Source organism: Streptomyces sp. NPDC094143 (genome assembly GCF_040303825.1).
In the GTDB taxonomy this organism is placed as follows: Bacteria; Actinomycetota; Actinomycetes; order Streptomycetales; family Streptomycetaceae; genus Streptomyces.
Map to the genome: position 1 here is coordinate 468472 of NZ_JBEOTZ010000001.1, position 26232 is coordinate 494703.

At 73.2% G+C, this 26232-nt stretch carries 25 protein-coding genes; 14 read left to right on the forward strand and 11 right to left on the reverse strand.

Features of this window, described 5'->3' with window-relative positions; all coding sequences use genetic code 11:
* Positions 1-6: 6 nt before the first annotated feature.
* Complete coding sequence (gene aceB / locus ABTZ58_RS02070; protein WP_351349438.1) at positions 7-1632, reverse strand: malate synthase A; 1626 nt, start codon at positions 1630-1632, stop codon at positions 7-9.
* A gap of 205 nt (positions 1633-1837) precedes the next feature.
* Positions 1838-2443 carry a nucleotidyltransferase family protein gene (locus tag ABTZ58_RS02075; RefSeq protein ID WP_351349440.1) on the reverse strand — a complete coding sequence of 202 codons (606 nt, stop codon included), beginning with the start codon at positions 2441-2443 and terminating at the stop codon, positions 1838-1840.
* Between the two features lie 231 nt (positions 2444-2674).
* On the opposite strand from ABTZ58_RS02075, the gene ABTZ58_RS02080 reads away from it, so the two are divergent.
* Positions 2675-2968, forward strand: coding sequence for a DUF5955 family protein (locus tag ABTZ58_RS02080; protein WP_502995990.1), 294 nt, complete (start codon positions 2675-2677; stop codon positions 2966-2968).
* 339 nt (positions 2969-3307) lie between these two features.
* Here ABTZ58_RS02080 and ABTZ58_RS02085 read toward each other — a convergent pair whose 3' ends face one another.
* Positions 3308-4102 (reverse strand): IclR family transcriptional regulator, encoded by a 795-nt coding sequence (locus ABTZ58_RS02085; protein ID WP_351349444.1) that lies wholly within the window; start codon positions 4100-4102, stop codon positions 3308-3310.
* Positions 4103-4265: 163 nt separating this feature from the next.
* Here ABTZ58_RS02085 and allB point away from each other — a divergent pair, with 163 nt between their 5' ends.
* On the forward strand, positions 4266-5606 hold the full coding sequence (allB, locus tag ABTZ58_RS02090) for an allantoinase AllB (RefSeq protein ID WP_351349446.1): 1341 nt from the start codon (positions 4266-4268) through the stop codon (positions 5604-5606).
* Positions 5607-5645: 39 nt separating this feature from the next.
* Complete coding sequence (gene alc, locus ABTZ58_RS02095; protein ID WP_351349448.1) at positions 5646-6761, forward strand: allantoicase; 1116 nt, start codon at positions 5646-5648, stop codon at positions 6759-6761.
* Positions 6762-7366: 605 nt separating this feature from the next.
* Here the strand turns inward: alc and ABTZ58_RS02100 are convergent.
* Positions 7367-8110, reverse strand: a complete 744-nt coding sequence (locus ABTZ58_RS02100; RefSeq protein WP_351349450.1) for an SDR family oxidoreductase — start codon at positions 8108-8110, stop codon at positions 7367-7369.
* Between the two features lie 172 nt (positions 8111-8282).
* Between ABTZ58_RS02100 and ABTZ58_RS02105 the strand changes: the two genes are divergently transcribed.
* Together ABTZ58_RS02105 and ABTZ58_RS02110 are read left to right on the forward strand one after the other, a co-directional pair.
* The gene (locus ABTZ58_RS02105) at positions 8283-8909 is read left to right on the forward strand and encodes a dihydrofolate reductase family protein (protein WP_351349452.1); all 627 of its coding nucleotides are present in this window, start codon (positions 8283-8285) and stop codon (positions 8907-8909) included.
* 115 nt (positions 8910-9024) lie between these two features.
* The gene (locus tag ABTZ58_RS02110; protein WP_351349454.1) at positions 9025-9420 is read left to right on the forward strand and encodes a ribonuclease domain-containing protein; all 396 of its coding nucleotides are present in this window, start codon (positions 9025-9027) and stop codon (positions 9418-9420) included.
* Between the two features lie 54 nt (positions 9421-9474).
* On the opposite strand, the gene ABTZ58_RS02115 is transcribed toward ABTZ58_RS02110, so the two are convergent.
* Complete coding sequence (locus tag ABTZ58_RS02115; RefSeq protein WP_351349456.1) at positions 9475-9675, reverse strand: hypothetical protein; 201 nt, start codon at positions 9673-9675, stop codon at positions 9475-9477.
* 182 nt (positions 9676-9857) lie between these two features.
* Here ABTZ58_RS02115 and ABTZ58_RS02120 point away from each other — a divergent pair, with 182 nt between their 5' ends.
* Both ABTZ58_RS02120 and ABTZ58_RS02125 read left to right on the forward strand, forming a co-directional pair.
* Entirely contained in the window at positions 9858-11132 is a 1275-nt protein-coding gene (locus tag ABTZ58_RS02120) for a sensor histidine kinase (RefSeq protein WP_351349458.1), read from the forward strand.
* A 55-nt stretch (positions 11133-11187) separates the two neighbouring features.
* Positions 11188-11883 (forward strand): response regulator transcription factor, encoded by a 696-nt coding sequence (locus ABTZ58_RS02125; RefSeq protein WP_351349460.1) that lies wholly within the window; start codon positions 11188-11190, stop codon positions 11881-11883.
* A 15-nt stretch (positions 11884-11898) separates the two neighbouring features.
* On the opposite strand, the gene ABTZ58_RS02130 is transcribed toward ABTZ58_RS02125, so the two are convergent.
* Positions 11899-12918, reverse strand: a complete 1020-nt coding sequence (locus tag ABTZ58_RS02130; RefSeq protein ID WP_351349462.1) for a Gfo/Idh/MocA family protein — start codon at positions 12916-12918, stop codon at positions 11899-11901.
* Positions 12919-13046: 128 nt separating this feature from the next.
* On the opposite strand from ABTZ58_RS02130, the gene ABTZ58_RS02135 reads away from it, so the two are divergent.
* The 5 genes from ABTZ58_RS02135 to ABTZ58_RS02155 all read left to right on the forward strand — a co-directional run bounded on the left by ABTZ58_RS02135 (position 13047) and on the right by ABTZ58_RS02155 (position 20972).
* Entirely contained in the window at positions 13047-13784 is a 738-nt protein-coding gene (locus ABTZ58_RS02135; protein ID WP_351349596.1) for a GntR family transcriptional regulator, read from the forward strand.
* A gap of 118 nt (positions 13785-13902) precedes the next feature.
* Entirely contained in the window at positions 13903-15051 is a 1149-nt protein-coding gene (locus ABTZ58_RS02140) for an ROK family glucokinase (RefSeq protein ID WP_309094958.1), read from the forward strand.
* Positions 15048-15629 carry a sugar kinase gene (locus ABTZ58_RS02145; protein WP_309094959.1) on the forward strand — a complete coding sequence of 194 codons (582 nt, stop codon included), beginning with the start codon at positions 15048-15050 and terminating at the stop codon, positions 15627-15629. The genes ABTZ58_RS02140 and ABTZ58_RS02145 overlap by 4 nt, the downstream gene beginning before the upstream one ends.
* Positions 15630-15714: 85 nt before the next feature.
* Positions 15715-18558, forward strand: coding sequence for an SCO1167/SCO6262 family helicase (locus tag ABTZ58_RS02150; RefSeq protein WP_351349464.1), 2844 nt, complete (start codon positions 15715-15717; stop codon positions 18556-18558).
* A complete protein-coding gene (locus ABTZ58_RS02155; RefSeq protein WP_351349466.1) occupies positions 18555-20972 on the forward strand; it encodes an SWIM zinc finger family protein in 2418 nt (805 codons plus the stop codon). Before ABTZ58_RS02150 ends, ABTZ58_RS02155 begins: the two co-directional genes overlap by 4 nt.
* A 364-nt stretch (positions 20973-21336) precedes the next feature.
* Here ABTZ58_RS02155 and ABTZ58_RS02165 read toward each other — a convergent pair whose 3' ends face one another.
* The 5 genes from ABTZ58_RS02165 to ABTZ58_RS02185 form a co-directional block, all read right to left on the reverse strand.
* Positions 21337-21546: a hypothetical protein gene (locus ABTZ58_RS02165; protein WP_351349468.1), complete on the reverse strand. Its 210-nt coding sequence runs from the start codon at positions 21544-21546 to the stop codon at positions 21337-21339.
* The gene (locus ABTZ58_RS02170; protein ID WP_351349470.1) at positions 21543-21965 is read right to left on the reverse strand and encodes an ATP-binding protein; all 423 of its coding nucleotides are present in this window, start codon (positions 21963-21965) and stop codon (positions 21543-21545) included. Before ABTZ58_RS02170 ends, ABTZ58_RS02165 begins: the two co-directional genes overlap by 4 nt.
* Before the next feature lie 125 nt (positions 21966-22090).
* On the reverse strand, positions 22091-23305 hold the full coding sequence (locus ABTZ58_RS02175) for a helix-turn-helix domain-containing protein (protein ID WP_351349472.1): 1215 nt from the start codon (positions 23303-23305) through the stop codon (positions 22091-22093).
* Positions 23306-23365: 60 nt separating this feature from the next.
* Positions 23366-23815 (reverse strand): hypothetical protein, encoded by a 450-nt coding sequence (locus tag ABTZ58_RS02180; RefSeq protein WP_351349474.1) that lies wholly within the window; start codon positions 23813-23815, stop codon positions 23366-23368.
* Between the two features lie 114 nt (positions 23816-23929).
* Positions 23930-24094 (reverse strand): hypothetical protein, encoded by a 165-nt coding sequence (locus ABTZ58_RS02185; protein ID WP_351349476.1) that lies wholly within the window; start codon positions 24092-24094, stop codon positions 23930-23932.
* 119 nt (positions 24095-24213) lie between these two features.
* Here ABTZ58_RS02185 and ABTZ58_RS02190 point away from each other — a divergent pair, with 119 nt between their 5' ends.
* Positions 24214-24882 carry a site-specific integrase gene (locus ABTZ58_RS02190; RefSeq protein ID WP_351349478.1) on the forward strand — a complete coding sequence of 223 codons (669 nt, stop codon included), beginning with the start codon at positions 24214-24216 and terminating at the stop codon, positions 24880-24882.
* 29 nt (positions 24883-24911) lie between these two features.
* Positions 24912-26219: a bifunctional 3-oxoadipate enol-lactonase/4-carboxymuconolactone decarboxylase PcaDC gene (gene pcaDC / locus ABTZ58_RS02195; protein WP_351349480.1), complete on the forward strand. Its 1308-nt coding sequence runs from the start codon at positions 24912-24914 to the stop codon at positions 26217-26219.
* The last annotated feature ends 13 nt before the right edge of the window (positions 26220-26232 follow it).

The window sequence follows — 26232 nt, forward strand, 5'->3', positions numbered from 1 at the left end:
GCCCGTTCAGCCCTTGAGCTGCTCGTAGGCGGGCAGCGTGAGGAAGTCGGCGTAGTCCTCGTCGAGGGCGACCTTCAGCAGCAGGTCGTGGGCCTGCTGCCAGGTGCCGGCCGCGAAGGCCTCCTCGCCGATCTCGGCCCTGATGGCGGCCAGTTCCTCGGCGGCGACCTCGCGGGCGAGTTCGGCGGTGACCCGCTCGCCGTTGTCCAGGACGACGCCCGCGTTGATCCACTGCCAGATCTGCGAGCGGGAGATCTCGGCGGTGGCCGCGTCCTCCATCAGGTTGAAGATGGCGACGGCGCCCAGGCCGCGCAGCCAGGCCTCGATGTACCGGATGCCGACCTGCACGGCGTTGACCAGGCCCGCGTAGGTCGGCTTGGCGTCGAGCGAGTCGACGGCGGTGAGGTCGGCCGCCTTGACGTCGACGTCCTCGCGCAGCCGGTCCTTCTGGTTCGGCTTGTCGCCGAGGACCTTGTCGAAGGACTCCATGGCGATCGGCACCAGGTCGGGGTGGGCGACCCAGGAGCCGTCGAAACCGTCGTTCGCCTCGCGGTCCTTGTCGGCGCGGACCTTCTCGAAGGCGACCTTGTTGACCTCGGCGTCCCGACGGGAGGGGATGAAGGCCGCCATGCCGCCGATGGCGTGCGCGCCGCGCTTGTGGCAGGTGCGGACGAGGAGTTCGGTGTAGGCGCGCATGAACGGGGCGGTCATCGTCACGGAGTTGCGGTCCGGCAGGACGAACTTCGCGCCGCCGTCACGGAAGTTCTTGACGATGGAGAACAGGTAGTCCCAGCGGCCCGCGTTCAGCCCGGAGGCGTGGTCGCGCAGCTCGTAGAGGATCTCCTCCATCTCGTAGGCGGCCGTGATCGTCTCGATGAGGACGGTGGCGCGGACGGTGCCGTGGGGGATGCCGCAGTACTCCTGCGCGAAGACGAACACCTCGTTCCAGAGGCGGGCCTCCAGGTGCGACTCCGTCTTGGGCAGGTAGAAGTACGGCCCCTTGCCGAGGTCGAGCAGGCGCTGGGCGTTGTGGAAGAAGTACAGGCCGAAGTCGACCAGCGCGCCGGGCACGGGGGTGCCGCCGGCGTCGACGAGGTGACGCTCGTTCAGGTGCCAGCCGCGCGGGCGCATCACGACCGTAGCGAGTTCCTCGTTCGCCTTCAGGGCATAGAACTTGCCCGACTTCGGGTCAGTGAAGTCGATGTTCCGGGTGTGGGCGTCGATCAGGCTGAGCTGGCCGAGGACCACGTTCTCCCAGGTGGGTGCGGAGGCGTCCTCGAAGTCCGCGAGCCACACCTTCGCGCCCGAGTTGAGGGCGTTGATGGTCATCTTGCGGTCGGTGGGGCCGGTGATCTCGACCCGGCGGTCGTTCAGGGCGTCCGGGGCCGGGGCGACCTTCCAGGAGCCGTCGGCGCGGATCGCGGCCGTCTCCGGCAGGAAGTCGAGGGTGCAGGTGCGGGCGATCTCGGCGCGGCGCTCGGCGCGGCGGGCGAGGAGTTCGTCACGCCGGGGGGTGAACCGCCGGTGCAGCTCGGCCACGAAGGCGAGCGCCGCTTCAGTGAGGACCTCCTCCTGCCGGGGCAGGGGCTCGGCGTCGACGATGGCCAGCGGGGACGGCGCTGGAGCGGACATGAACGGTCACTTCCTTCAGCGAGCTGTGAAGACGAGCCGGCGGTGGCACCCGGTGCCAGTCTTCCCGGATACGGCGTTCGGCGCCCGGGGAGCCACCGGGCGCTTCTGAATAGTGGATAGTAGTTTCCTCATGGTGGAAGTTCAATCGTCTGTTGATGTCGAGATTCTCTGAGTCGAGGCAAGGTGGCGCTGGGTGCCACCCCGCTCACTCCAGGTGGACGAGGTCGGCCTCGGTGTCGATGTCGAAGGGCCGGGCCACGTCGGCGCACTCCACGAGCGCGGGCGCGTGGGCCCTCAGATAGGCGCGTGCCCCTCGGTCCCCGGTGGCAGTCGCGGCGATGCCCGCCCAGTGGGCGGCGCCGAACAGCACCGGATGGCCGCGCACCCCGTCGTACGCGGCCGAGACCAGGGACTCCTCGCACGAGTGGGCCCCGAGCACCCGGGCCACCGCCTCGGGGCCGATGCCCGGCTGGTCGACGAGGAAGACCAGGGCCGCCCGTGCGTCCGTACCGGCGAGGGACTCCAGCCCGGCCCGCAGGGACGACCCCATGCCCTGCTCCCAGTGCGGGTTGTCGACCAGGACGCAGTCCGTCAGCTCGGCCCGGGCGCGTACCTCGTCGGACCGTGCGCCCAGGACCACGTGCACCCGGGTGCAGCCCCCCTCGCGCAGGACCCGCACCGCGTGCTCCACCAGGGGGCGCCCTCGGTGCGGAAGCAGCGCCTTGGGGCGTCCGCCCAGGCGTCGTCCGCCCCCCGCCGCGAGCAGCAGGGCAACCACACCCGCCCCGTCGGTCGTCTTCCTTGTCGTCATGGATCCTGCATACCGCACGATCTCGGGCCCGACGGTCACGCAGCGGAACAAGTCGATGACGCAATGGACTGGCGCCTGGTGGTCCGCGTCGTTTACTGTCGCCCGCACCGACCGGCCGGGCGTGCGGCCGCCGCCGGGTGCGGAGGGCTTCGTGCCGGCACGGCACGCGCACTACGAGGTGCGAGGGGGAGGACTGTGTTGCGGAGCGTGGAGCGGAAGCGGCAGGGGCCTGTGACCGGCAGCGACGAGGATCCGCGGGTGACGGAGCTGCGCTCCGCCGTGGCCCGGCTGCGGCGTCGGCTCGCCGCGCATCCCGGTGAGTTCGCCGACCGGAGCATCGCCGAGGAGGAGCTGGCCGCCCTTGCGGCCATGGTCGCCGCCGGCGCCCCCGAGGTCCCGCGGCTGCGCCGCTCCCTGCTGCTCATCGCGGGCGCGATCGGCTCGGTGAGCGCGCTGTCCCCCGGCCTGGCGGAGGTCCGTCAGGCGGTGGACCTCTTCGGTGGACCGGTGCGCGGGCAGGGGTAGCGCGTCCCGGGCGGTGCTACGGGAAGGTTTCCCGGTGACCGCCGTGCGCGCCGCGGTGCTCGAACGCCCCGCACGTCTACGTCCTCTACGTGAACTCCGGTCCCCGGTCTTTCGGAAGCAGGCCGGAGCGGTCATCGGCCCGCGGCCGGGGACCGGGGTGGGAAGCGGGACATCGCCTCGGGCGGCTCGCCGGCGAGTGTGCCCAGGGCGTCCATCGTCTCGCCCTCGAAGCGGACGCCCCTGGTCGTCGTGCGGATCAGCTGCGGCCGTCGGACTCGAAGGCGACCTCTCGTGCGCCGTGCCGGTCGGTGCAGCGGCCCGGCCGGGCGTGTGGGGCGCTCACGCGGGGTTCTGGCTGGCGAGCGCCTGCGACAGTTCGCCGGCGATCTGCTGGAGCACGGGCACGATCCGCTCCGTCGCCGCCTCCGTGACCCGGCCCGCCGGGCCGGAGATGGAGATGGCCGCGGCGGTGGGGGAGTCGGGCACCGGAACCGCGAGACAGCGGACCCCGATCTCCTGCTCGTTGTCGTCGATGGCGTAGCCCTGGCGGCGTACGTCCTCCAGCGCCGCGAGGAACCCGTCGGCCGTCGTGATCGTCTTCTCCGTCGCGGCGGGCATGCCCGTACGGGCCAGCAGCGCGCGCACCTCCTCCGGCGGGAAGCCGGCCAGCAGGGCCTTGCCCACGCCCGTGGAGTGCGGCAGCACGCGCCGGCCGACCTCCGTGAACATGCGCATCGAGTGCTTCGACGGCACCTGAGCCACGTACACGATCTCGTCGCCGTCCAGCAGCGCCATGTTCGCCGTCTCGCCGGTCTCCTCGACCAGGCGCGCCAGGTACGGCCGCGCCCAGGTGCCCAGCAGCCGGGAGGCCGACTCGCCCAGGCGGATCAGGCGGGGGCCGAGCGCGTACCGCCGGTTGGGCTGCTGGCGTACGTAACCGCAGGCCACGAGCGTGCGCATCAGGCGGTGGATGGTCGGCAGGGGCAGCCCGCTGCTCGCGGACAGCTCGCTCAGACCGACCTCGCCGCCCGCGTCCGCCATCCGTTCGAGCAGGTCGAAGGCGCGCTCCAGGGACTGGACCCCGCCGTTGGAGGACCGGGCGGAGTCGGTGGTGCTGGCGCTGGACGTGGGCACGGCGCGTTCCTTTCGGGTAGCATTTCGCTTCCCGGTATATTAATTCCGCTTCGTGGAAAAGTCCAGGGGGTGGCCGCCGGTGCCGTCCTGTAGCAGTGTGCCCTTGACGGGGCCGGAGCGGGAGTGAAGACTCTTCAACAGAATGTTGAAGAAAGGGGTTCGGGTGTCCGACGCTGAACTGGTGCTCCGCTCGACGCGCGTCATCACTCCCGAGGGGACGGTCGCGGCATCGGTGGCCGTCGCCGACGGCACGATCACCGCCGTCCTCCCGTACGACGCCCCCGTGCCCGGCGGGGCCCGACTGGAGGACCTGGGCGACCACGTCCTGCTGCCGGGCCTGGTCGACACCCACGTGCACGTCAACGACCCCGGCCGCACCGAGTGGGAGGGCTTCTGGACCGCCACCCGGGCCGCGGCGGCCGGCGGCATCACGACCCTCGTCGACATGCCCCTCAACTCCCTGCCGCCCACCACGACCGTCGCGAACCTGCGCACCAAGCAGCGGGTCGCCGCCGACAAGGCGCACATCGACGTCGGCTTCTGGGGCGGAGCCCTGCCCGACAACACCAAGGACCTGCGCCCGCTGCACGAGGCGGGGGTGTTCGGCTTCAAGGCGTTCCTGTCACCGTCCGGCGTGGACGAGTTCCCGCACCTGGAACGCGACCCGCTCGCCCGCACCATGGCCGAGATCGCCGCCTTCGACGGCCTGCTCATCGTGCACGCAGAGGACCCCCACCTGCTCGCCTCCGCCCCGCAGCGACCCGGCCCCCGCTACGCCGACTTCCTCGCCTCCCGCCCCCGGGACGCCGAGGACAGCGCCATCGCCCTGCTCATCCGCGAGGCCAAGGCCCTCGACGCCCGCGTGCACGTGCTGCACCTGTCGTCCAGCGACGCCCTGCCGATGATCGCCGAGGCGCGAGCGGAGGGCGTGCGCGTCACCGTGGAGACGTGTCCCCACTACCTGACCCTGACCGCCGAGGAAGTCCCCGACGGCGCCAGTGAGTTCAAGTGCTGCCCGCCGATCCGCGAGGCCGCCAACCAGGACCTGCTCTGGCAGGCGCTGGCCGACGGCACCATCGACTGCGTCGTCACCGACCACTCCCCGTCCACCGCCGACCTCAAGACCGACGACTTCGCGACGGCCTGGGGCGGCATCTCCGGGCTCCAGCTGAGCCTGGCGGCGGTGTGGACCGAGGCCCGTAGGCGCGGGCACGGCCTGGAGGACGTGGTCCGCTGGATGTCCGCGCGGACCGCCGCACTGGTCGGGCTCGACGACCGCAAGGGCGCCATCGCCGCCGGACGCGACGCCGACTTCGCGGTCCTCGCCCCCGACGAGACCTTCACCGTCGACCCGGCCTCCCTGCAGCACCGCAACCGCGTCACGGCCTACGCCGGCAAGACCCTGTACGGCGTCGTGAAGTCGACCTGGCTGCGCGGGCAGCGCATCGTCGCGGACGGCGAGTTCACCGAACCGAAGGGACGGCTGCTCACCCGGACCCACTGACATCCCATCCCGGACACCCGAAAGGAAGACCTGATCATCGTGACGGCGATTCCCAGCTTCACCGGCGACGCGAACCCCTACGGAGGCGGCGACCCCTACGCGGACTACCGCACCGCCGACCTCCCCTTCACCCAGTACGCCAACCTCGCCGACCGGCGCCTCGGGGCCGGGGTGATCGCCGCCAACGACGAGTTCTTCGCCCAGCGCGAGAACCTGCTGGTGCCCGGGCGTGCCGAGTTCGAGCCGGAGCACTTCGGGCACAAGGGCAAGATCATGGACGGCTGGGAGACCCGGCGCCGCCGGGGCGCGTCGGGCGACCACCCCTGGCCGACCGCCGAGGACCACGACTGGGCGCTGGTCCGCCTCGGCGCCCCGGGCGTGATCCGGGGGATCGTCGTCGACACCGCCCACTTCCGCGGCAACTACCCGCAGGCCGTGTCCGTCGAGGGCACCTCCGTGCCCGGCTCCCCGTCGCCGCAGGAGCTCCTCGGGGACGACGTGAAGTGGACGACGCTGGTGCCGCGCACGGCGGTCGGCGGCCACGCGGCGAACGGTTTCGCCGTCGCAGTCGAGCAGCGCTTCACCCACCTGCGGGTCAACCAGCACCCCGACGGCGGCATCGCCCGGCTGCGCGTCCACGGCGAGGTCGTCCCCGACCCGGCGTGGCTCGCGGCGCTCGGCACCTTCGACGTGGTCGCCCTGGAGAACGGCGGCCGGGTCGAGGACGCGTCCGACCTCTTCTACTCGCCCGCCACCAACACCATCCAGCCGGGCCGCTCCCGCAAGATGGACGACGGCTGGGAGACCCGGCGCCGCCGCGACCAGGGCCATGACTGGATCCGCTACGGGCTGGCCGCCCAGGCGCAGATCCGCGCGCTGGAGATCGACACCGCCTACCTCAAGGGCAACAGCGCCGGCTGGGCGTCGGTGTCGGTGCGGGACGGCGAGGACGGCGACTGGCGGGAGATCCTGCCCCGCACCCGCCTCCAGCCCGACACCAACCACCGCTTCGTCCTCCCGGAGCCGGCCGTGGGCACGCACGCGCGCGTGGACATCTACCCGGACGGCGGCATCTCCCGGCTGCGCCTCTTCGGCTCCCTCACCCAGGAGGGCGCGACCCGCCTGACGGCCCGCCACCAGGAACTGGGCGGCTGACCCGACCTCACGACCCACGGGACGCCCCGGCCGGACAGCACGGGTGGGCTTCTGTTTCTTGCACTGGGCGAGGGACAGCACCGGGTGCTCCGCGCGGCGCACCGGGCCGGAGCGCCGCGTGCGGGAAGAGCACTGGGGGGCCCTGCGCTGCACCGGCTCGGGACGCTGTACGCGCGGGACAGCACCGGCCTGCCCCCCGTGCCGCATCGGCCCGGGGCGCCGTACGCGAGGGAGCACTGGGGGCCCCGCGCTGCACCGGCTCGGGGCGCCGTACGCGCGGGACAGCACCGGGTGCTCCACGTGGCGCACCGGGCCGGAGCGCCGCGTGTGGGAGAGCACTGGTGGGGTTCCGCGCGCTGGGACCGGCCTGGGGCGGCGCGCGGGACAGCACCGGTGTGCCCCCCGCGCTGCACCGGCTCGGGGCGCCGTACGTGAGGGAGAGCACTGAGGGCCCCGCGCTGCACCGGCCCCCGGCGCCGTACGCGCGGGGCACGTGCCCCGCGTGCCGCACCGGGCCGAGGTGCCGCACGCGTGGGCAGCGCCGGGCGCTTGGCGTGGCCGCACCGGTCCGGCGCGCCGTGCGTGCCGGACCGGCTGCCCGAGCGTCAGGCCGCGTGTCCGCCGTCCACGGCGAACTCCGCTCCCGTCACGAACGTCGCCCCCGCCAGGTACGCGACCGTCGACGCCACCTCCCCGGCCGTGCCGAAGCGGCCCAGCGCCGTCATCGCCGCCTGCCCGGCCGCGTAGGGGCCGTCCGCCGGGTTCATGTCCGTGTCGATCGGGCCGGGATGGACGAGGTTCGCCGTGATGCCCCGCCCGCCCAGCTCCCGGGCCAGCGCCTTCGTCAGGCCGGTCAGCGCGGCCTTGCTCATCGCGTAGAGCGTCCCGCCCGGCCCCGGCACCCGCTGGGCCATGCAACTGCCGACCGTGATGATCCGCCCGCCCTCGCGCATGATCGCGGCGGCAGCCTGGGAGGCCAGGAAGACGGCGCGCACGTTCACCGCGAGGACCCGGTCCACCTCCGTCAGGGACAGGGTCTCCAGCGGCCCGAGCACCCCCACGCCCGCGTTGTTCACCAGGACGTCGAGCCCGCCCAGCGCCTGTGCCGCCGCGTTCACGACGCCGGCGGCCTCGCCCGGGTCCGCCGCGTCCGCGCGCAGCGCCACCGCCCGGCGCCCCCGCGCCTCCACGGCCCGGACGACCTCCTCGGCCGCCTCCTTGCCGCGCACGTACCCGACCGCCACGTCCGCGCCCTCCAGGGCGAGCCGCACAGCCGCCGCCGCGCCGATGCCACGGCTCCCGCCGGTCACGAGAGCCACCTTGCCGTCAAGAGTTCCTCGAGAAGTCATGCCTCCATCCCAGCGGCCCGCCCCCCGGCGGCGCTGGCGGCGAACGGACGTCGAACTCACGGGCGCCGCGCACCGGACGGCCCAGCGATGAGTTGCGGGGACCGGCGGGGTCTGAACCGATGACACCGGGGCCTCGGCGCCCCGCTCGGAATCCGGAAGGAAGGCACCCGCCATGGGCAAGCTCGTCTCCACCCTCTTCATCACCCTCGACGGCGTCTACCAGGCCCCCGGCGGCCCGCAGGAGGACACCCGCGGCGGCTTCACCCACGGCGGCTGGAGCTTCCCGTACGCCGACGAGGACTTCGGCCGGTTCATCAACGAGGTGTTCGCCCGCCCGGCCGCCTTCCTGCTGGGCCGCCGTACCTACGACATCTTCGCCACCTACTGGCCGAAGGTGACCGACCCCGCCGACCCGGTCGCCTCCAAGCTCAACTCCCTGCCGAAGTACGTCCCCTCCTCCACCCTGACCGACCCCGGGTGGGCCGGCACCACCGTGCTCTCCGGCGATCCCGTCGAGGAGGTCACCGCCCTGAAGGAGCGCACCGACGGCGAGATCCAGGTGCACGGCAGCGGGGCCCTGGTCCGCTCCCTGCTGGCGCTCGGCCTCGTCGACACCCTGCACCTGCTGACCTTGCCGGTCGTGCTCGGCTCGGGCTTCCGCCTGTTCCCGGAGGGCGCCGTGCCGACCGCCTTCGAGCACGCCGGAGGGAGCGTCACCGGCGCGGGCGTCTCGGTGCAGACGTACGACGTGGCGGGCCGCCCCCAGTACGGCGAGTTCGGACTGCCCGAGGACGCCTAGGGGCGCGCACGGCGCCGGACGGAAGGTTAACGTCCCGCGAACTCATCGGACTTGACCGGAAAATCTGTCGTCTTGTCATTGACATGCCACTGTCTACGCGCGTCATCATGAGCGCATGATTTTCCCCCCACGCGCCTCACGGCTGGGCGCAGCAGCCGCCCTCCTGTCCGCTCTCCTCGTCGGCGGTGCCGTCACCGCCCCCACCGCCGGCGCGGCCCCCACCGCCGTCGGTGACATCTGCTACAGCGCCCTGCCGTCCCAGGCCCACGACACGCTCGACCTGATCGAGCAGGGCGGCCCCTACCCGTTCGACCAGGACGGCACCGTCTTCCAGAACCGGGAAGGCATCCTGCCCCCCCAGTCGTCCGGCTACTACCACGAGTACACGGTCATCACCCCGGGCTCCTCCACCCGCGGCGCCCGGCGCATCGTCACCGGCGAGCGGAGCCAGGAGGACTACTACACGGCCGACCACTACGCGTCGTTCGACCTGGTCGACCACGGCTGCTGAACCGGGCCCCTCCCCGGCGTGCGCCGGCCGGAAGTCCGTCGCGTCCGGCGGGCCTCACACGGACTTCCGGCTCCCGGCCGCCGCGAACAGGGCGACGCCCAGCACCAGCAGGGCGACGCTCGCGTAGACCTCGTGGCCGTCGAGGAACCCCAGGCGCCGCACGAGGCCCCAGTCCCAGTCGGTGAACTCGTGCACCAGGCCCGCCACGCCCTGCACCAGGGCGAGGAAGCCGAGGATCTCCAGTACCTGCTTCATGCCTCCCGACCCTCGCCCCGCGGACCCCCCAACGCACATCGGCCGCGGGGCGGGCATCCCCCGACGGAAGTCCCCGTTCCGGCCGGACGGTCGCGCCGAAAGTCCACGCCGGGGCGACTTTGGTCGACGATCCCGCCCGCAGCACCCGTGGAGCGGGCCAGGGCTGCGTAGATTTGGCGACCGTGGATGGTGAGAACGCGGGGCGGACCGGCCCGGTGCCGACCGAGGAGACACCGGCGCTCTTCACCGGACCCCGGTGGTACTTCCCCTCCGCCCTGCTGCACGAGCTGGACCCCGAGGCCGCCGGGACCCGGCGGCGGCCCCGGCGCACCGCCCGCGACTGGGTCGTGGACTTCTCCTGCTTCCTGCTCGCCGTGATCGTGGGCGCGACGGCCCTCGACGCGCTCCAGCAGAACCCGCACGTCCCGCCGGGGCTCGCCGTCGTCGACCAGGTGGTGGGCGCGCTGGCCTGCGCGGCGGTCTGGCTGCGGCGCCGCTGGCCGCTGGGGCTGGCCGTGGCGATGGTCCCCGTCACCTTCGTCTCGGACACCGCGGGCGGCGCCGGCATCATCGCGCTGTTCACCCTGGCCGTGCACCGCCCCTTCCGGTACGCGGCCTGGGTGGGCGGCGTCAACACGGCGCTGGTTCCCCTCTACTACTGGCTGCGCCCCGACGCGGAAATCTCCTACCTGGTGATCGTGCCGTTCGTCATGCTGCTCACCGTGGCGATCATCGGCTGGGGCATGTTCGTGCGGGCCAAGCGGCAGCTCATGGTCAGCCTCAGGGACCGCACGCGGCGGGCGGAGACGGAGGCGCGGCTGCGGGCCGAGCAGGCGCAGCGGCTCGCCCGGGAGGCCATCGCGCGCGAGATGCACGACGTGCTCGCGCACCGGCTCACCCTGCTCAGCGTGCACGCGGGCGCACTGGAGTTCCGGCCGGACGCGCCCCCGGCGGAGACGGCGCGGGCGGCCGGCGTGATCCGGGAGAGCGCGCACGAGGCGCTGCAGGATCTGCGGGAGATCATCGGCGTCCTGCGGGCGGCCGAGCCGGACGACACCGGCCGGCCGCAGCCGACGCTCGGGGCGCTGGACACGCTCGTCGCCGAGTCCCGGGAAGCCGGTATGAAGGTCTCCCTCGACCTCCGTGTCGACGACCCGGCCGCCGTCCCCTCCTCCGTCGGCCGCACCGCCTACCGGATCGCCCAGGAGGGCCTGACCAACGCCCGCAAGCACGCCCCCGGCACCGAGGTCACGGTCTCGGTCGCCGGCGCGCCGGGCGACGGCCTCACCGTCCGCGTGCGCAACCCGGCTCCAGAAGGGGAGGTGCCCCCCGTACCCGGCTCCGGGCAGGGCCTGATCGGCCTGACGGAACGGGCGACCCTCGCGGGCGGCCGCCTGGAGCACGCCCCCACGCCGCAGGGTGGGTTCGAGGTGCGGGCCTGGCTGCCGTGGGGCTGAGGGGTGATCACCGTTCCCGCCCTGCTCCCGCGGCAGCCGTGATTACGTATGAGCCATGACTGCGATCAGACTCCTCCTCGTCGACGACGATCCGCTGGTGCGGGCCGGGCTGTCCCTGATGCTGGGCGGGGCCGACGACATCGAGATCGTCGGCGAGGCCGCCGACGGCGGCGAGGTGGAGTCCCTCGTCGACCGCACCCGCCCCGACGTCGTGCTCATGGACATCCGGATGCCGGCGGTGGACGGACTCACCGCAACCGAGCTGCTGCGCGCCCGCGAGGAGGGACCGCAGGTGATCGTCCTCACCACGTTCCACGCCGACGAACAGGTGCTGCGGGCCCTGCGCGCGGGCGCCGCCGGGTTCGTCCTCAAGGACACCCCGCCCGCCGAGATCCTCGCGGCAGTGCGCCGCGTCGCGGCCGGTGACCCGGTCCTGTCGCCCACGGTCACCCGCCAGCTCGTGCGGCACGCCGTCGGCAGCGCCGCCGACACCCGCCGCACGCGCGCACGCGCGCGCATGGACTGCCTCAACGACCGTGAGCGCGAGGTCGCCGTCGCGGTCGGCCGGGGCCTGTCCAACGCCGACATCGCCGCCGGCCTGTTCATGAGCGTCGCCACAGTCAAGACGCACGTCTCGCGCATCCTGGCCAAGCTCGGCCTGAACAACCGCGTGCAGATCGCGCTGCTCGCCTACGACGCGGGCCTCCTCGACGAAGGGGCCGAAGGGGCCGAGGAGCAGGCGGACAGCTGAAGGTCCGGGGGCCGGTCAGGCGAACGCGGCGGCCCCGCCGGGGATCTCCGCGAGCCGCACCGGCCTGCGCTCCCGGCGCGACACCTCGCACGCCTCGGCGACCCGCAGCGCCTGCAGGGCCTCCCGCCCGTCGCAGGGGTTGGCCCGCTCACCCCGGACGACCTCCACGAACGCGTTCAGCTCGGCCTCGTAGGCCGGGCCGAAACGCTCCAGGAAGCCCGTCCAGGGCTTGTCCGCGGCCGGCGGCCCGGTCGGCTCGGTGGACGCGATCGGAGTACGGTCGTCCAGCCCCACCACGATCTGGTCGTGCTCACCGGCCAGTTCCATGCGCACGTCGTAGCCGGCCCCGTTCAGCCGGGCACCGGTGACCGTGGCGAGCGTGCCGTCGTCGAGGGTGAGCAGCGCCGCGCCGGTGTCGACGTCCCCGGCTTCGCGGAACATCGCGGGTCCGGCGTCCGACCCGGTGGCGTACACGTCCGCCACCTCCCGGCCCGTCACCCAGCGCAGCACGTCGAAGTCGTGGATCAGGGTGTCCCGGTACAGCCCGCCGGACACCGGCAGCCACGCCGCCGGCGGCGGTGCCTGGTCGCTGGTCAGCGCCCGCACGGTGTGCAGCCGCCCCAGCCGGCCCGCGCGCACGGCCTCGCGGGCACCCGCGTAACCCGGGTCGAAGCGGCGCTGGAAGCCCATCTGCAGCACCGTCCCGGCCGTCTCGACCTCGGCGATCGCGCTCAGCGTCCCCGGCAGGTCCAGCGCGATGGGCTTCTCGCAGAACACGGGCAGGCCCGAGCGTGCTGCCCGACCGATCAGTTCGGCGTGGGCCGACGTGGCCGTCGTGATCACCACGGCGTCGACGCCCCAGCGGAAGATCTCCTCCACACCGGGGGCCGCCGTCTCACCCAGGCGGTGCGCCAGGTCCTGGGCCCGCGCGGGGTCCGCGTCCGTGAGGATCAAGGACCCCACGTCACGGTGCCTGCTGAGGGTGTTCGCGTGGATCGTGCCGATGCGGCCCGTACCGATGACGCCGATGCGCATGGAAACAAAGTGCGTGCACAGCCCTCCGCTGTCAATCTGTATGTCCGGACAATCTGACTACACAACTTCCCGTCAACAACGCGCGGAGCTACGCTCAGCGCGTGCCGAAACCAGAAGTGGACCCGACCGTGCAGCTAGAGCTCAGCGTGGACCGCAGTTCCCCCGTGCCGTTGTACTTCCAGCTGTCCCAGCAGCTGGAGGCCGCGATCGAGCACGGCACGCTGACGCCCGGCAGCCTGCTGGGCAACGAGATCGAGCTCGCCGCCCGGCTCGGGCTGTCCCGGCCGACCGTCCGCCAGGCCATCCAGTCGCTCGTCGACAAGGGCCTCCTCGTGCGCCGCCGCGGCGTCGGCACCCAGGTCGTGCACAGCCAGGTCAAGCGCCCGCTGGAGCTCAGCAGCCTCTACGACGACCTGGAGGCGGCGGGCCAGCGCCCCGCCACCAAGGTTCTCGTCAACACGGTCGTGCCCGCCTCCGCCGAGGTCGCCGCCGCCCTCGGAGTCGCCGAGGACAGCGACGTCCACCGCGTGGAACGCCTCCGCCTCGCCCACGGCGAGCCCATGGCCCACCTCTGCAACTTCCTGCCCCCCGGCCTGATCGACCTCGACACCGGCCAGCTGGAGTCGACGGGCCTGTACCGCCTGATGCGCGCGGCGGGCATCACCCTCCACAGCGCCCGCCAGTCCATCGGCGCCCGGGCGGCGAACCAGGCGGAGGCCGAGCGCCTGGCCGAGGAGCCGGGCGCCCCGCTGCTCACCATGCAACGCGTCACGTTCGACGACACCGGCCGCGCGGTCGAGTACGGAACGCACACCTACCGCCCCACGCGCTATTCCTTCGAGTTCCAATTGCTCGTGCGGTCGTGAGCTGGTTTCAGCAGCGCGGGGAACTGCGCGACGAGCCCTCACGCACCGGCACCCGGCGATGATCCGCACCACCCCTCTGCTCCGCACCCCGCCTCCCCGTGAGGCAGAATCGGCGGCGATGAGCACCTACCGCGACTTCACCGCCCCCATCGGTTCCCGCCGTGCCACCGTGCTCCGCACCGTCGGCACCCGGGAGCGCCGCTCGCACCTGACGGCACCCCGCGTGCCCACGGTCGGCATCGACATCGGCGGTACGAAGGTGATGGCGGGCGTCGTCGACGCCGACGGCAACATCCTGGAGAAGCTCCGCACGGAGACCCCGGACAAGTCCAAGAGCCCCAAGGTCGTCGAGGACACCATCGCCGAGCTGGTCCTGGACCTCTCCGACCGGCACGACGTGCACGCCGTCGGCATCGGAGCGGCCGGCTGGGTCGACGCCGACCGCAACCGCGTGCTGTTCGCCCCCCACCTGTCCTGGCGCAACGAACCGCTGCGCGACCGCCTCGCCAGCCGGCTGTCCGTCCCGGTGCTCGTCGACAACGACGCCAACACCGCCGCCTGGGCCGAGTGGCGCTTCGGCGCCGGCCGCGGCGAGGACCACCTGGTCATGATCACGCTGGGCACCGGCATCGGCGGCGCCATCCTGGAGGACGGCCAGGTCAAGCGCGGCAAGTACGGCGTCGCCGGCGAGTTCGGCCACATGCAGGTCGTGCCCGGCGGCCACCGCTGCCCGTGCGGCAACCGCGGCTGCTGGGAGCAGTACAGCTCCGGCAACGCCCTGGTCCGCGAGGCCCGCGAGCTGGCCGCCGCCGACTCCCCGGTCGCGTACGGGATCATCGAGCACGTCAAGGGCAGCATCGGCGACATCACCGGCCCGATGATCACCGAGCTGGCCCGCGACGGCGACGCCATGTGCATCGAACTCCTCCAGGACATCGGCCAGTGGCTCGGCGTCGGCATCGCCAACCTCGCCGCCGCCCTCGACCCGTCCTGCTTCGTGATCGGCGGCGGCGTCTCGGCCGCCGACGACCTCCTGATCGGGCCCGCCCGGGACGCCTTCAAACGGCACCTCACCGGCCGCGGCTACCGCCCCGAGGCCCGCATCGTCCGCGCCCAGCTCGGCCCCGAGGCCGGCATGGTCGGCGCCGCCGACCTCGCCCGGCTCGTCGCCCGCCGCTTCCGCCGCGCCAAGCGCCGCCGCGTGGAGCGCTTCGAGCGCTACGAGCGGTACACGCAGTCGCTGCGCAGCAGCCAGGAGACGCTGTGACCGCCTCCCTTCCCCACCAGGGCCCCTGGCCCGGCGGACCGGACCGCCCGGTCGAGGACCGCCGCCACATGATCCGCCGCAGGGCGCTCACCCTGCTGATCATCGTGCTGCTCATCGGCATCCCGGCCGGTTACCTGGTGATCTCCGCGAACCAGAGCCGCGACAGCGGCAAGGACAAGGAGGCCAAGTACTCGGCGACCGGCCTCACCGAAGGCTGGCCCTCCAAGCTCCAGCGCCGCATCTACCAGGTGCCGATCCCGCACCCGGCCTGGCACGTGGCGTACTACGAGACCAACAACTGGAAGACCAGCCGCCTCTACGCCCAGTTCGAGACCAACACGGCCGGTCTGGACGCCTATCTGACGGGCCTCGGCATGACCCGCGCGGACCTGAGGAAGGGCGACATCACCATCGGCGCCCGCGACCGCAAGATCACCGGCTGGAAGTTCCCCGGGGGCGACGCGTGGTACGGCTTCGTCCACCGGCAGAAGAACCCGGCCCCCACGCACGACGTCGTCGTCGACCTGTCCAACCCGGCGTACCCCTGGGTGTACGTCGTGTCCCGGACCGTGCCCTGAGCCCGCCGCCGGGGCCGGTTGTCAGACCCCGCCCGTAGAGTCGGAGACAACTGATCCGACAGGCGGGCGGGAGGTGGCAGGACGTATGGGCGACACGGCTGTGACAGCCGAGCGGGCGGACGACGCGACGGCACCGGCCCGGCTCCCGGCCGTCTTCCTGCCCGCGCCCCTCCCGCGCGACGGACGCATCGCCTTCTGGGACCCCGCCGGCGAGCCACTGCCCGCCGATGCCACGGAACTCACCGTCGTGCGACGCCACGGGACAGGCGTCCGGCGGCACGCCACCCCGGCGCTGTCCCTCCCGCTGGAGACGGCCCTGCCCCTGCTGGTGCGCGCCCGGCACGACCCGGCGGCCCACCCCGCCACCGCCTGCTGGGGCGCCGCCGCCCTGCACGCCCTGCGGCTGACCGCCCGCGGCCGGCTGCTGCCCGGCCTCACCGCCACGGGACACGACGCCTGGCGCGCGGGCCCCCTCGACCCGGATGACATCGCCCACCTGCGCGCGGTGGCCGCCGCCCTGCCTTACGAAGGCCACGCGGTCCCGCTGCCCGGCCCGGGCCCGATCCGCCTGCCCGAGCCGGAAGCGCTCGTGCGCGCCTTCCTGGACGCGGTCGCCGACACGCTGCCGCGCACCCCGGCCGCCCCCCACGCCACCGGCCGGCCCTTCGCCGCCCGCGACGCCACGCACCTGCCCGGCGCCCATGACTGGGCCGCCGAGGTCGCCGCCGGCATGGACGCCGGCGTGCGGATCTCGCTCCGCCTGGACCTCACCGCCTACGACCTGTTCGACGGTGCCCCCGACGGCGGCGCGCGCGGCGCCGGCGCGCGCGGCGCCGGCGCGGCCGTCGTCCAGGTGCACAGCCTCGCCGACCCGACCCTCGTGGCCGACGCGGCGGCCCTGTGGGCGGGCGAGACCGACGACGCCTTCGGCCCCCGCGCGCGCGTGGACGCGGCCCTCGCCGTCCGCCGCGCCGCCCGGGTCTGGCCGCCGCTGGACCGGCTCTCCGACCAGGACGTGCCCGACGTGCTGGCCCTGAGCGAGGAGGAGGTGAGCGACCTGCTCGGGATCGCCGCCACCCGGCTCGCCGCGGCCGGCGTCGCCGTGCACTGGCCGAGGGACCTCGCGCAGGACCTGTCCGCCACCGCGGTGGTCCGCCCCGCGCCCGGCTCGGCCACCGACGGCACCGGCTTCTTCGAGAGCGAGGACCTCCTCGGCTTCCGCTGGCAGCTCGCGCTCGGCGGCGACCCGCTCACCGACGCCGAGATGGACGCCCTCGCCGAGGCGCACCGGCCGGTCGTCCGGCTGCGCGACCGCTGGGTGCTGGTCGACCCGGCCCTCGTCCGCAAGGCCCGCAAGCGCGACCTCGGGCTGCTCGACCCGGTGGACGCGCTGTCCGTCGCCCTCACCGGCACGGCCGAGGTGGACGGCGAGACGGTGGAGGCCGTTCCGGTCGGCGCCCTGGCCACTCTGCGCGACCGCCTCACCGCCGGCATCCGCCCGGCCGAGCCACCGCCCGGCCTGCACGCCACCCTGCGGGACTACCAGCTGCGCGGCCTGGCCTGGCTCGACCTCATGACCTCCCTCGGTCTCGGCGGCTGCCTCGCCGACGACATGGGCCTCGGCAAGACCGTCACGCTCATCGCGCTCCACCTCAAGCGGGCCCGCCGAGAACCGACCCTGGTCGTCTGCCCCGCCTCGCTGCTCGGCAACTGGCAGCGCGAGATCAACCGCTTCGCCCCCGGCGTCCCCGTCCGCCGCTTCCACGGACCCGACCGCAGCCTGTCCGGCCTGGACGGCGGTTTCGTCCTCACCACGTACGGCACGATGCGCTCGGCCGCCCCCGCCCTGGCCGAGCAGGCCTGGGGCATGGTCGTCGCCGACGAGGCGCAGCACGTCAAGAACCCCTACTCGGCCACGGCCAAGGCGCTGCGCACCATCCCCGCCCCCGCCCGGGTCGCCCTCACGGGCACGCCCGTCGAGAACAACCTCTCGGAGCTGTGGGCCCTGCTCGACTGGACGACCCCGGGACTGCTCGGCCCGCTGAAGTCCTTCCGCGCCCGGCACGCCCGGGCCGTGGAGACCGGCGAGGACGAGCAGGCGGTGGAGCGACTGGCCCGCCTGGTCCGCCCCTTCCTGCTGCGCCGCAGGAAGTCCGACCCCGGCATCGTCCCCGAACTGCCGCCCAAGACCGAGACCGACCACCCGGTCCCGCTCACCCGCGAACAGGCCGCGCTGTACGAGGCGGTGGTGCGCGAGTCGATGCTCGCCATCGAGACGGCCGAGGGCATGGCGCGCCGCGGCCTGGTGCTGAAGCTGCTGACGTCGCTGAAGCAGATCTGCGACCATCCCGCGCTGTACCTGAAGGAGGAGCACGCGCCGCCGGGCGACCGGCTCGCCGCCCGCTCCGGCAAACTCGCCCTGCTGGACGAGCTGCTGGACACGCTGCTCGCCGAGGACGGCTCCGCCCTGGTCTTCACGCAGTACGTCGGGATGGCCCGCCTGATCACCTCCCACCTGGCCGGCCGCGCGGTCCCGGTCGACCTCCTGCACGGCGGCACCCCGGTCCCGGAGCGAGAGCGCATGGTCGACCGCTTCCAGGCCGGCTCGACCCCGGTCCTGGTCCTGTCCCTGAAGGCGGCGGGCACCGGCCTGAACCTCACCCGCGCGGGTCACGTCGTGCACTTCGACCGCTGGTGGAACCCCGCCGTCGAGGAGCAGGCCACCGACCGCGCCTACCGCATCGGCCAGACCCAGCCGGTCCAGGTCCACCGCCTCATCACCGAGGGCACGGTCGAGGACCGCATCGCCGAGATGCTCCACGCCAAGCGCGCCCTCGCCGACGCGATCCTCGGCTCCGGCGAGTCGGCCCTCACCGAACTGACCGACCGCGAGCTGTCGGACCTGGTCTCCCTGCGGAGGTCGTCATGAGCCCCCGCCCGGCCGACGAGGCCCGCCGAGCCCTGCGCGAGGCCAGGTCCCGGGCGGCCCAGGACTCCCACACGGCACCGTCCCCCGGCGGTGAGTCCACGGGCCGGGAGACCCCGCGCCCCGGGGACGCCGCCCGTGAGGCACTGCGGAGGGCGGTGTCGGAGCAGCGGGGGAGTGGCCGGGGCGACGACGACCCGCCGGGCGAGGAGCCTGCGGCGCGGGACACCGGGGCGGGCCAGGACACCGGGACGGGCCAGGACACCGGCGCGGCCGGAAGCGGTACGGAGCCGGAAGCGTTCACCGGCCCGCAGGAGAGCCCTGCCGGGACCGACCCGGCCCACGCGACCGCAGCAGCGGCGGAGGAGGAACGAACTCCGAGCGCGGAAGCCGACCGGCCCGGGCCCCGCGCCGCGGACGTCGCACGCGAGGCGCTGCGCGCGGCCCGGGAGGACGCGCGGCGGGCCCGGGAGGAGACCGAACGGGAGGGCGCCCGACGCAGGCGCCGGGCCCGGCAGAAAGCCGTGGACGACAGGGCGGCGGCAGTACGCCGGGCGCGTGACCACGGCACGGGCGAAGCCGCTGACGTACGGCGGCTGCTGTCGGACGCGTTCCGGATGCCGGACCTGCCGGACGAGCCGGAGGGAGCGTCCTCCGACCGCGCGGAGAGGGCAGGACAGGACAGGACGCCCTCACGCGTGACCGAGTTGCTCCACGGGCATGCCGGCAGGGAGCCGGAGCCGGAGCCGGAGCCGGAGCCCGAGGACGTGGCGTCCTGGTCATCTCCCGCCGCGCCCAGGGCGGCCCGGAACGGCGCTGCGGACGCCGAGCCCGCGCCGACGCCGCCGGCCGCCCCGCTGCACGCTCCCGGGACCGGTGCTCCCGCCGCGCCGGTCACGACCCCTGCCCGACCCCCCGAAGCAGGCCCTTCGGCGACTCCGGCCCCGGAACAACGGGATCCTTCGGTGACTCCGGCCTCTGAAAAGGGCCAAGCCCCTGCATCCGACACCCCTGCGCCCCCGGCCTCGTCGCCCCACGCCCCGTCGGCCACCGTCCACCTAGCACCCCCGCCCCCCGTCACACCCGACCCCACTCCGCCCCCCACCCACGCAACCCCCCGCACAGCCGCCGGGGCGAACCCCCGCACCACCCCCCGCTCCATGGCCGCCCCCAACCGCGACAATGACCTCCGCCGCACGTTCCCGGCCTTCCCGGCCAGGGAGGGCGACCGGTTCGCCGAGAGCTGGTGGGGGAACGCCTGGGTCTCCGCGCTGGAACAGGGCGCGCTGGACGTCAACCGACTGGAGCGCGGCCGCGGGTACGCCGAGCAGGGACACGTGGACGCCATCACGGTGACGCCCGGCCTCGTGCTGGCGTACGTGCAGGGGAGCCGCCCCCGGCCGTACCGCGTCCAGGTGCGTCTGCGCACGCTCGACGACTCCGACTGGGACCGCTTCCTGGACGCCGCCGCCGACCGGCCAGGAGACATCGCGGCGTTGCTCGACAAGGAGATGCCCCCGTCACTCGCCCACGGCGGCGTGCCCCTGCTGCCCGGCCCCGGTGATCTGGAGCCCCGGTGCAGCTGCCCCGACCGCGGCCACCCCTGCAAGCACGCCGCCGCCCTCTGCTACCAGACCGCCCGGCTGCTCGACGCCGACCCGTTCGTGCTGCTCCTGCTGCGCGGCCGGGGCGAGCGGGAGCTGCTCGACGCGCTGTCCCGGCTGAGCGCCACCCGCGCGGCGCGCGCCGCGCAGGACAAGGAACCGGCACCGCTCCCCGGAGTGCGGGCCAAGGAGGCGCTGCAGCCGCGCGCCCTGCCGCCCCTACCCGCGCCCCTGCCCCCGCCCGCGCACCCGGAACAGCCCCCGGCCTACCCGGCGTCCCCCGGCGGCCCGGACCCCTTCGCCCTGGACCAGCTGGCCACGGACGCCGCCGCCCGGGCGCACGCCCTCCTCACCACAGGCCGTGACCCGGTCGGGCAGCTGACGTTCTGGCAGGACGCGGTCCGCCTGGCCGCGGCCCGCCCCGGCTCGGGACTCACCGCCGGCACCCGGGCCCTCTACTCCTCCCTCGCCACCGCGGCCGGCCGCACGCCCGCCGACCTGGCGCGGGCGGTCGCCGCCTGGCGGCAGGGCGGGCTCGAGGGCCTCGCCGTACTGGAGGAGCCCTGGGACCCGCCGGCCGGCCGGTTCGACCGGGCCCGCCCCCTGCTCCTCGCCGCCGACCTCCCAGCGTTCCGCCCCTGGCGCAACCACCTCACGCACCCCCACGGCCACCTTCAGCTCCGCCTCGGCCGCGACGGCCTGTGGTACGCGTACGAATCCGAGCCGGGCCGCGACGACTGGTGGCCGCGCGGCACCCCCGACCTGGACCCGGTCGGCGCCCTGACCGGCCTCGGCCTGACAGACGACCTCTGACGCCGCCGTGCCCGCCAGGCCATAGCGCACACCGGTGGGCACCGTTTCGGCCGGTGTCCAGCCCCCTCGTTTCAGGGGCGCTCGTCCTACGTGAGAAGGTCTACGGCGTGAGTGAGACACCGTCGAACACCCTGCAATACCGCTTTGACGGGCCGGAAGAGGCTCCCGTCCTGATCCTCGGTCCCTCACTGGGTACCACGTGGCACAAGTCATAGAACCTTTCCGAGGGGTTCCGCACAGTCCAGACAGTGCCGAAAACTTCCAGGTGAGCGCCGCTCACTCCGTCTCGCTCCGCAGAGAGTGTGACACCTCGTGACACGACGAAGCCCTGGCCGGGGAACACCACCGGCCGGGGCTTCTGTCGTCAGGCGTCGCGGTCCCGCAGTCTCTCCTCACGGGTCTTGATCACCCGCAGCCGGTCCGGCTGCTGCGAGGTCCACCGGTCCGGACCGGCCTCCGGCCGCAGCACCCACGTGGCGCCGCCGCGCACGTCCGCCACGATGCCGCGACGGTCGGCGTCTTCGTCGTGGATCAGGTCGCCCACCCACGCGCGCCGCGTCTGCTCGCCGGTCATCCGTGTCCCTTCCCGTGCAACTCCGCCCACACGTGTTTCCCCCACGGGAGCAACGTGGTGCCCCAGCCCTCCGCCAGCGCCGCCACGAGCGCGAGGCCACGCCCGCCTTCGTCCTCGGGGCCGGACGCCTTGCACACCGGTGGCGCCTTCGAGAAGTCCACGACGCCAATACGCACCCGCGCTGTCTCGGGCCTCTCGACAACCACCCGGATCGAGTCACGCCTTGCGTGCTGCACGGCGTTGGCCACCAGTTCGGACACGATCGTGGCGCCGTCCTCGGCCAAGTCCTCCAGGCGCCACGCGGCGCACGCTGCACGGACCAGGCGCCGGGCGGGCGCGGCGCTCTCGGGCTGACGGGGCAGGGTCTCGCTGTACCCGGGGTGCCCGGTCCTGCGAGCCCGCGTTGTAGGTTGCGGCATGTCGGTCTGCTCTCTCAGATCGGCCAAGCCCCGGGGCCGGTCGCACGGCCGCCGGGGCGCTGTCCGCTCATGTAAGCGACATGCCTGGAACGCTGACAGGGGCGCAACGTCCCAATTTCACCACGCTATTCGCAGACCCCCAGGAACTCCGCCAACGGCCGCAAGCCCGGAGGGTGATTGGGGAGCGCCCACAGGTCGCGCACGATGGCCACCGCCAAGGTGTGGTGCTGCATCCATGTCGGCGCCACACGGCGCAGGGACTCCAGGGTCTTCACCGCTCCGGCCGCATCCCCGGTGTCCGTGTGGGCCCGGGCCACGTCCAGCAGCAGCCACGTGCGCCACGACGGAGGCGTGTCCTTGCTGAGCCGCATCCCCTTTGCCAGAGCTAGGGCGTCCTGCGGGTGCCCGTACTGCACTGCGAGCCGGACGCGTTCGATGCGGACCGATGAAGGGCTGAAGACGCTGACCATGCGGTTGTCTCCGCCGTCCGGCAACTTCGAGACCCGGGCGGCTTCCTTCTCGGCCGTCTCCATCATCGCGGCTGCGCGCTCGTAGTCGCCGCTGCGCGCAGCAGACGTGGCGGCGCTCATGGTCAGCGCGCCCCACACCTTCAGGCCATCGGCCGTATCCGTCTGGTCCGCGTTCGCCATGGAGTCGGCGGCCCGGAGAGCGATACCCAGCGCGTCTTCCAGACGGCCTTGCCGCTGGTACGTCCACGCCGTGGAGTTGACGATCATCGGCAGTAGCAGCGGATCGGAGGACTGCCCGGCAGCGTCTATGGCGCGCTCCAGGCTGATCAGAGCGAGGTCCGTCTTGCCCATCCGCACGGCAACGTGCCCGGCGAGCTGAAGTGCCTTCCCCAGGGCCGCGAAACCGGCCCTGCGCTCGTCCTCGCTGACCGATGCGGTGGCGGAACGCGCATCCGAGATCAGGTCCGGCAGCGCCTTCATCACCGTGTCGAACTCGGCAGAGTGGTACTGCGTCCAGCCGTCCGCGATTTGCTCACGCAGGCTGTCCATGGAGAAGTCGGGCCCGGGTGGCTCGGGTGCCGGTCCCCAGAGCGCGGGCATGATGGCACGGCGCACCGCCACGAAGCGGGGACCGTCGTTCTCCCCGGTGGAGGACACGGCAGGCGGGTCCCCGAGAAGCGTGGTCAGCTCCACGCCGAGACCATTCGCCAGGGCGTGCAGCGTGGGGAGACGCGCCGAGTGCTTCCGTCCCTGTTCGAGCTGACGAATCACGTCAACGGATACGCCGGAGCGCTCGGCCAGCTCTTCTTGTGTGAGGGAGGCGAGACGGCGCAGGCGGCGCAGAGTCTTCCCCAGGTCTTCGTTTGCCACGCTGCCACGGTACGCCTGCCGTGCTCAGGACAGGGCGCCGATGACGCCTCCGCTCGGGCGCTAGGCAGGGCTGTCCGCGTATAGCCCTCGCAGATGGTGGCTCAGCCGGTCCTGAAGGGCATCGAGCGCCGCCCGTGCTGCTGCCGCATTGCGGTGCGGCTCCAGCCACTCCAGCGCGCTGGCGGCAAGTTCGCGGTCTTCAAGCCGGGCGATGTGGGCACGGAGATGCAGCGCGGATTCCGTTGCCGCTGCCCGGAATTGCTCACTCATCCTGGCCCCGGGCGGCAGCTCGTTCGCGGCCATGCGGCCTTCAAGCGCGTGCTGTATCTCCATGATCGCTTCCCGCTGGAGAGTCGCCCGCTCTGCGGCCAAACGGATCTTCGCTTCTTCCTGTGCGAGCAGCCGGTCACGCCGGAGGGTGCGTGAGTCGGACAGCCTCTGCCCGAGCAGTGTGCCGAGACTTCCCAGGACAACACCGACCAGGGGCGCGATCGTCTTCCACCATTCCATCGGGGGATCGTAACCAGGGCCCGCAGCGTTGGGCTGTGGGTCGGTTGTAGCAGGCCGGCTAACCGTTTACACGCCAGAAGGCCGCAGCTCACACGGGCTGCGGCTCACTGACATTCAGGCGGCGGGAAGTTCCGGCCGCCCCTCGGTGGCCATGCCCCGCAGGAGACCGGCCATCACGTCCGGCACCCGGCGCCGCTGCTCCGCCGTCAGCTCCGGAGCGTCCAGCGCCCGGTTCATCGCCTCGAACATGATCTTCGTCTGGACCTCGGCCAGCGTCACGGGCGCTCGCTTACACCCATGCGGGCCGCGAGGTCTGTACATCTTCAGCAGCCGGTCCCGTTCCTCGCCGTACAGCCGCACCCACCCGGGCCGTGACGCGTCGCCTGGTGACCGTGAACGTGGCGAGCGAGGTGCACATCCCGCTGAAGGCGCGAAAGGCGGAGCGCAAGACGAAGGCGGTCGTGGCGCCGTGGAACGCCACGGAGGTCGGAGCCTTCGTCACCGCGATGAAGGGGGACCGCCTGTACGCGCCCCTACTGCTCTCCCTGATGGGCCTGCGCCCGGCGGAAGTCTGCGGCCTGCGGTGGTCGGACATCGACCTGGACGCGGCCATGCTCAGCATCGCCAACACGCGGACTCTGATGGGGAATCGCACCGTCGTGGAGAAGGACACGAAGAGCATGGCGGGCGAACGCGTGCTGCTCGTGCGCGAGGCACTGAAGACGTTCCGCGCCACGCAGGCAGCGGAGCGCCTGGCGGCGGGCGAAGGCTACGAGGGCGCGGGCTACGTGCTCGTGGACGAACTCGGGGCCGCGCTGAACGGTCGGCAGCTCCGGGTGCGGGCCTACAAGATCATGGACGAAAACGGCCTTCGCAGGGTCCGTCTGTACGATGCTCGGGCGTCGTGCTTGACCTTCCTGGCGAACAACGGGGTGCCGGATCACCTGCTTGCCATGTGGGCCGGGCACACAAACGTGAAGACGACGAAGAAGTGGTACGTGAAGCCGGACGTGGCAGCCCTGCTTCCAGCAGCGGAGGCATGGGGAGGTCTCGCACGGGGCGTGTGACAGATCGTGACAGATGAAGGTGTGAACCCGTGAGCGAGACCAGGATCAATACGCTGCAATACCGCTTTGACGGGCCAGAAGACGCCCCAGTCCTGATCTTGGGACCGTCCCTCGGTACCACATGGCACATGTGGGACCGCCAGGTCCCCGAGCTGATCAAGCAGTGGCGGGTCTTCCGGTTCGATCTGCCGGGCCACGGCGGCGCTCCCGCCTACCCGGCCGGTTCCGTCACCGATCTCACCACACGGCTGCTGGCCACCCTCGAAGCGCTCGGCGTGCACCGCTTCGGCTACGCGGGCTGCGCGCTCGGCGGCGCCGTCGGTATCGAGCTGGCCCTGCGCCACCCCGAGCGGCTCGCCTCCCTCGCGCTGATCGCGGCCTCCCCGCGCTTCGGCACGGCCGACGAGTTCCGGCAGCGTGGCGTGATCGTCCGGACCAACGGCCTCGACCCCATCGCCCGGACCGCGCCGGAACGCTGGTTCACCGGCGGGTTCGCCGCCGCGCAGCCCGCCATCACGGAGTGGGCCGTGCAGATGGTGCGCACCACCGACCCCGGCTGCTACATCGCCGCCTGCGAGGCGCTCGCCTCCTTCGACGTCCGCACCGAGCTCGGGCGCGTCGGTGTCCCCACCCTGGTCCTCGTCGGTTCGGACGACCAGGTCACCGGCCCCGCCGAGGCCCGCACGCTGGTCGCCGGCATCCCGGACGCCCGCCTCGCCGTCGTCCCGGGGGCCTCGCACCTGGTGCCGGTGGAGCAGCCCGCCGCCGTCACCGACCTGCTCGTGCGGCACTTCTCCACCGCCTGGCAGCCCGCCTTCGAGACCTCCACCGGCCAGACCGCGCTGCCCGCCGCCGGGCTCAAGCCGGTCCTGTCCCCGGCCCCGCCGCAGCCGCCGCAGACCGGCCCCGTCGCCGAGATCGCCCCGGTCGCCGCCCCGCCGCAGGGGCAGGGGCGGCCCGACCCGTACGACGCCGGGATCAAGGTCCGCCGCGAGGTGCTCGGCGACGCCCACGTGGACCGGGCGCTGGCGCAGGCCGACGAGTTCTCGGGGGACTTCCAGGAGTTCGTCACCCGCTACGCCTGGGGCGAGATCTGGGACCGCCCTGGCCTCGACCGGCGCACCCGCAGCTGCGTCACCCTCACCGCCCTGGTCGCCGGCGGACACCTGGACGAGCTGGCTTTCCACACCAGAGCCGCCCTGCGCAACGGCCTCACCCCCGATGAGATCAAGGAGGTGCTGCTCCAGGCGGCCGTCTACTGCGGCGTGCCCGCGGCGAACAGCGCCTTCAAGGTGGCCCAGCAGGTCATCCGCGAGGAGACCACGCCCCAGGAGTGAGTCCGCCGCGCAC

Excerpts from the sequence above, each read along its gene's own strand:
- ABTZ58_RS02110 (WP_351349454.1), top strand. The coding sequence starts at position 9,025 with ATGATTTTCCCCCCACGCGCCTCACGGCTGGGCGCAGCAGCCGCCCTC.
- ABTZ58_RS02165 (WP_351349468.1), bottom strand. The coding sequence starts at position 21,546 with ATGACCGGCGAGCAGACGCGGCGCGCGTGGGTGGGCGACCTGATCCAC.
- ABTZ58_RS02100 (WP_351349450.1), bottom strand. The coding sequence starts at position 8,110 with ATGACTTCTCGAGGAACTCTTGACGGCAAGGTGGCTCTCGTGACCGGC.
- ABTZ58_RS02150 (WP_351349464.1), top strand. The coding sequence starts at position 15,715 with ATGGGCGACACGGCTGTGACAGCCGAGCGGGCGGACGACGCGACGGCA.
- ABTZ58_RS02115 (WP_351349456.1), bottom strand. The coding sequence starts at position 9,675 with ATGAAGCAGGTACTGGAGATCCTCGGCTTCCTCGCCCTGGTGCAGGGC.
- ABTZ58_RS02105 (WP_351349452.1), top strand. The coding sequence starts at position 8,283 with ATGGGCAAGCTCGTCTCCACCCTCTTCATCACCCTCGACGGCGTCTAC.
- ABTZ58_RS02130 (WP_351349462.1), bottom strand. The coding sequence starts at position 12,918 with ATGCGCATCGGCGTCATCGGTACGGGCCGCATCGGCACGATCCACGCG.
- ABTZ58_RS02155 (WP_351349466.1), top strand. The coding sequence starts at position 18,555 with ATGAGCCCCCGCCCGGCCGACGAGGCCCGCCGAGCCCTGCGCGAGGCC.
- ABTZ58_RS02140 (WP_309094958.1), top strand. The coding sequence starts at position 13,903 with ATGAGCACCTACCGCGACTTCACCGCCCCCATCGGTTCCCGCCGTGCC.
- ABTZ58_RS02180 (WP_351349474.1), bottom strand. The coding sequence starts at position 23,815 with ATGGAATGGTGGAAGACGATCGCGCCCCTGGTCGGTGTTGTCCTGGGA.
- ABTZ58_RS02075 (WP_351349440.1), bottom strand. The coding sequence starts at position 2,443 with ATGACGACAAGGAAGACGACCGACGGGGCGGGTGTGGTTGCCCTGCTG.
- ABTZ58_RS02125 (WP_351349460.1), top strand. The coding sequence starts at position 11,188 with ATGACTGCGATCAGACTCCTCCTCGTCGACGACGATCCGCTGGTGCGG.
- ABTZ58_RS02170 (WP_351349470.1), bottom strand. The coding sequence starts at position 21,965 with ATGCCGCAACCTACAACGCGGGCTCGCAGGACCGGGCACCCCGGGTAC.
- aceB (WP_351349438.1), bottom strand. The coding sequence starts at position 1,632 with ATGTCCGCTCCAGCGCCGTCCCCGCTGGCCATCGTCGACGCCGAGCCC.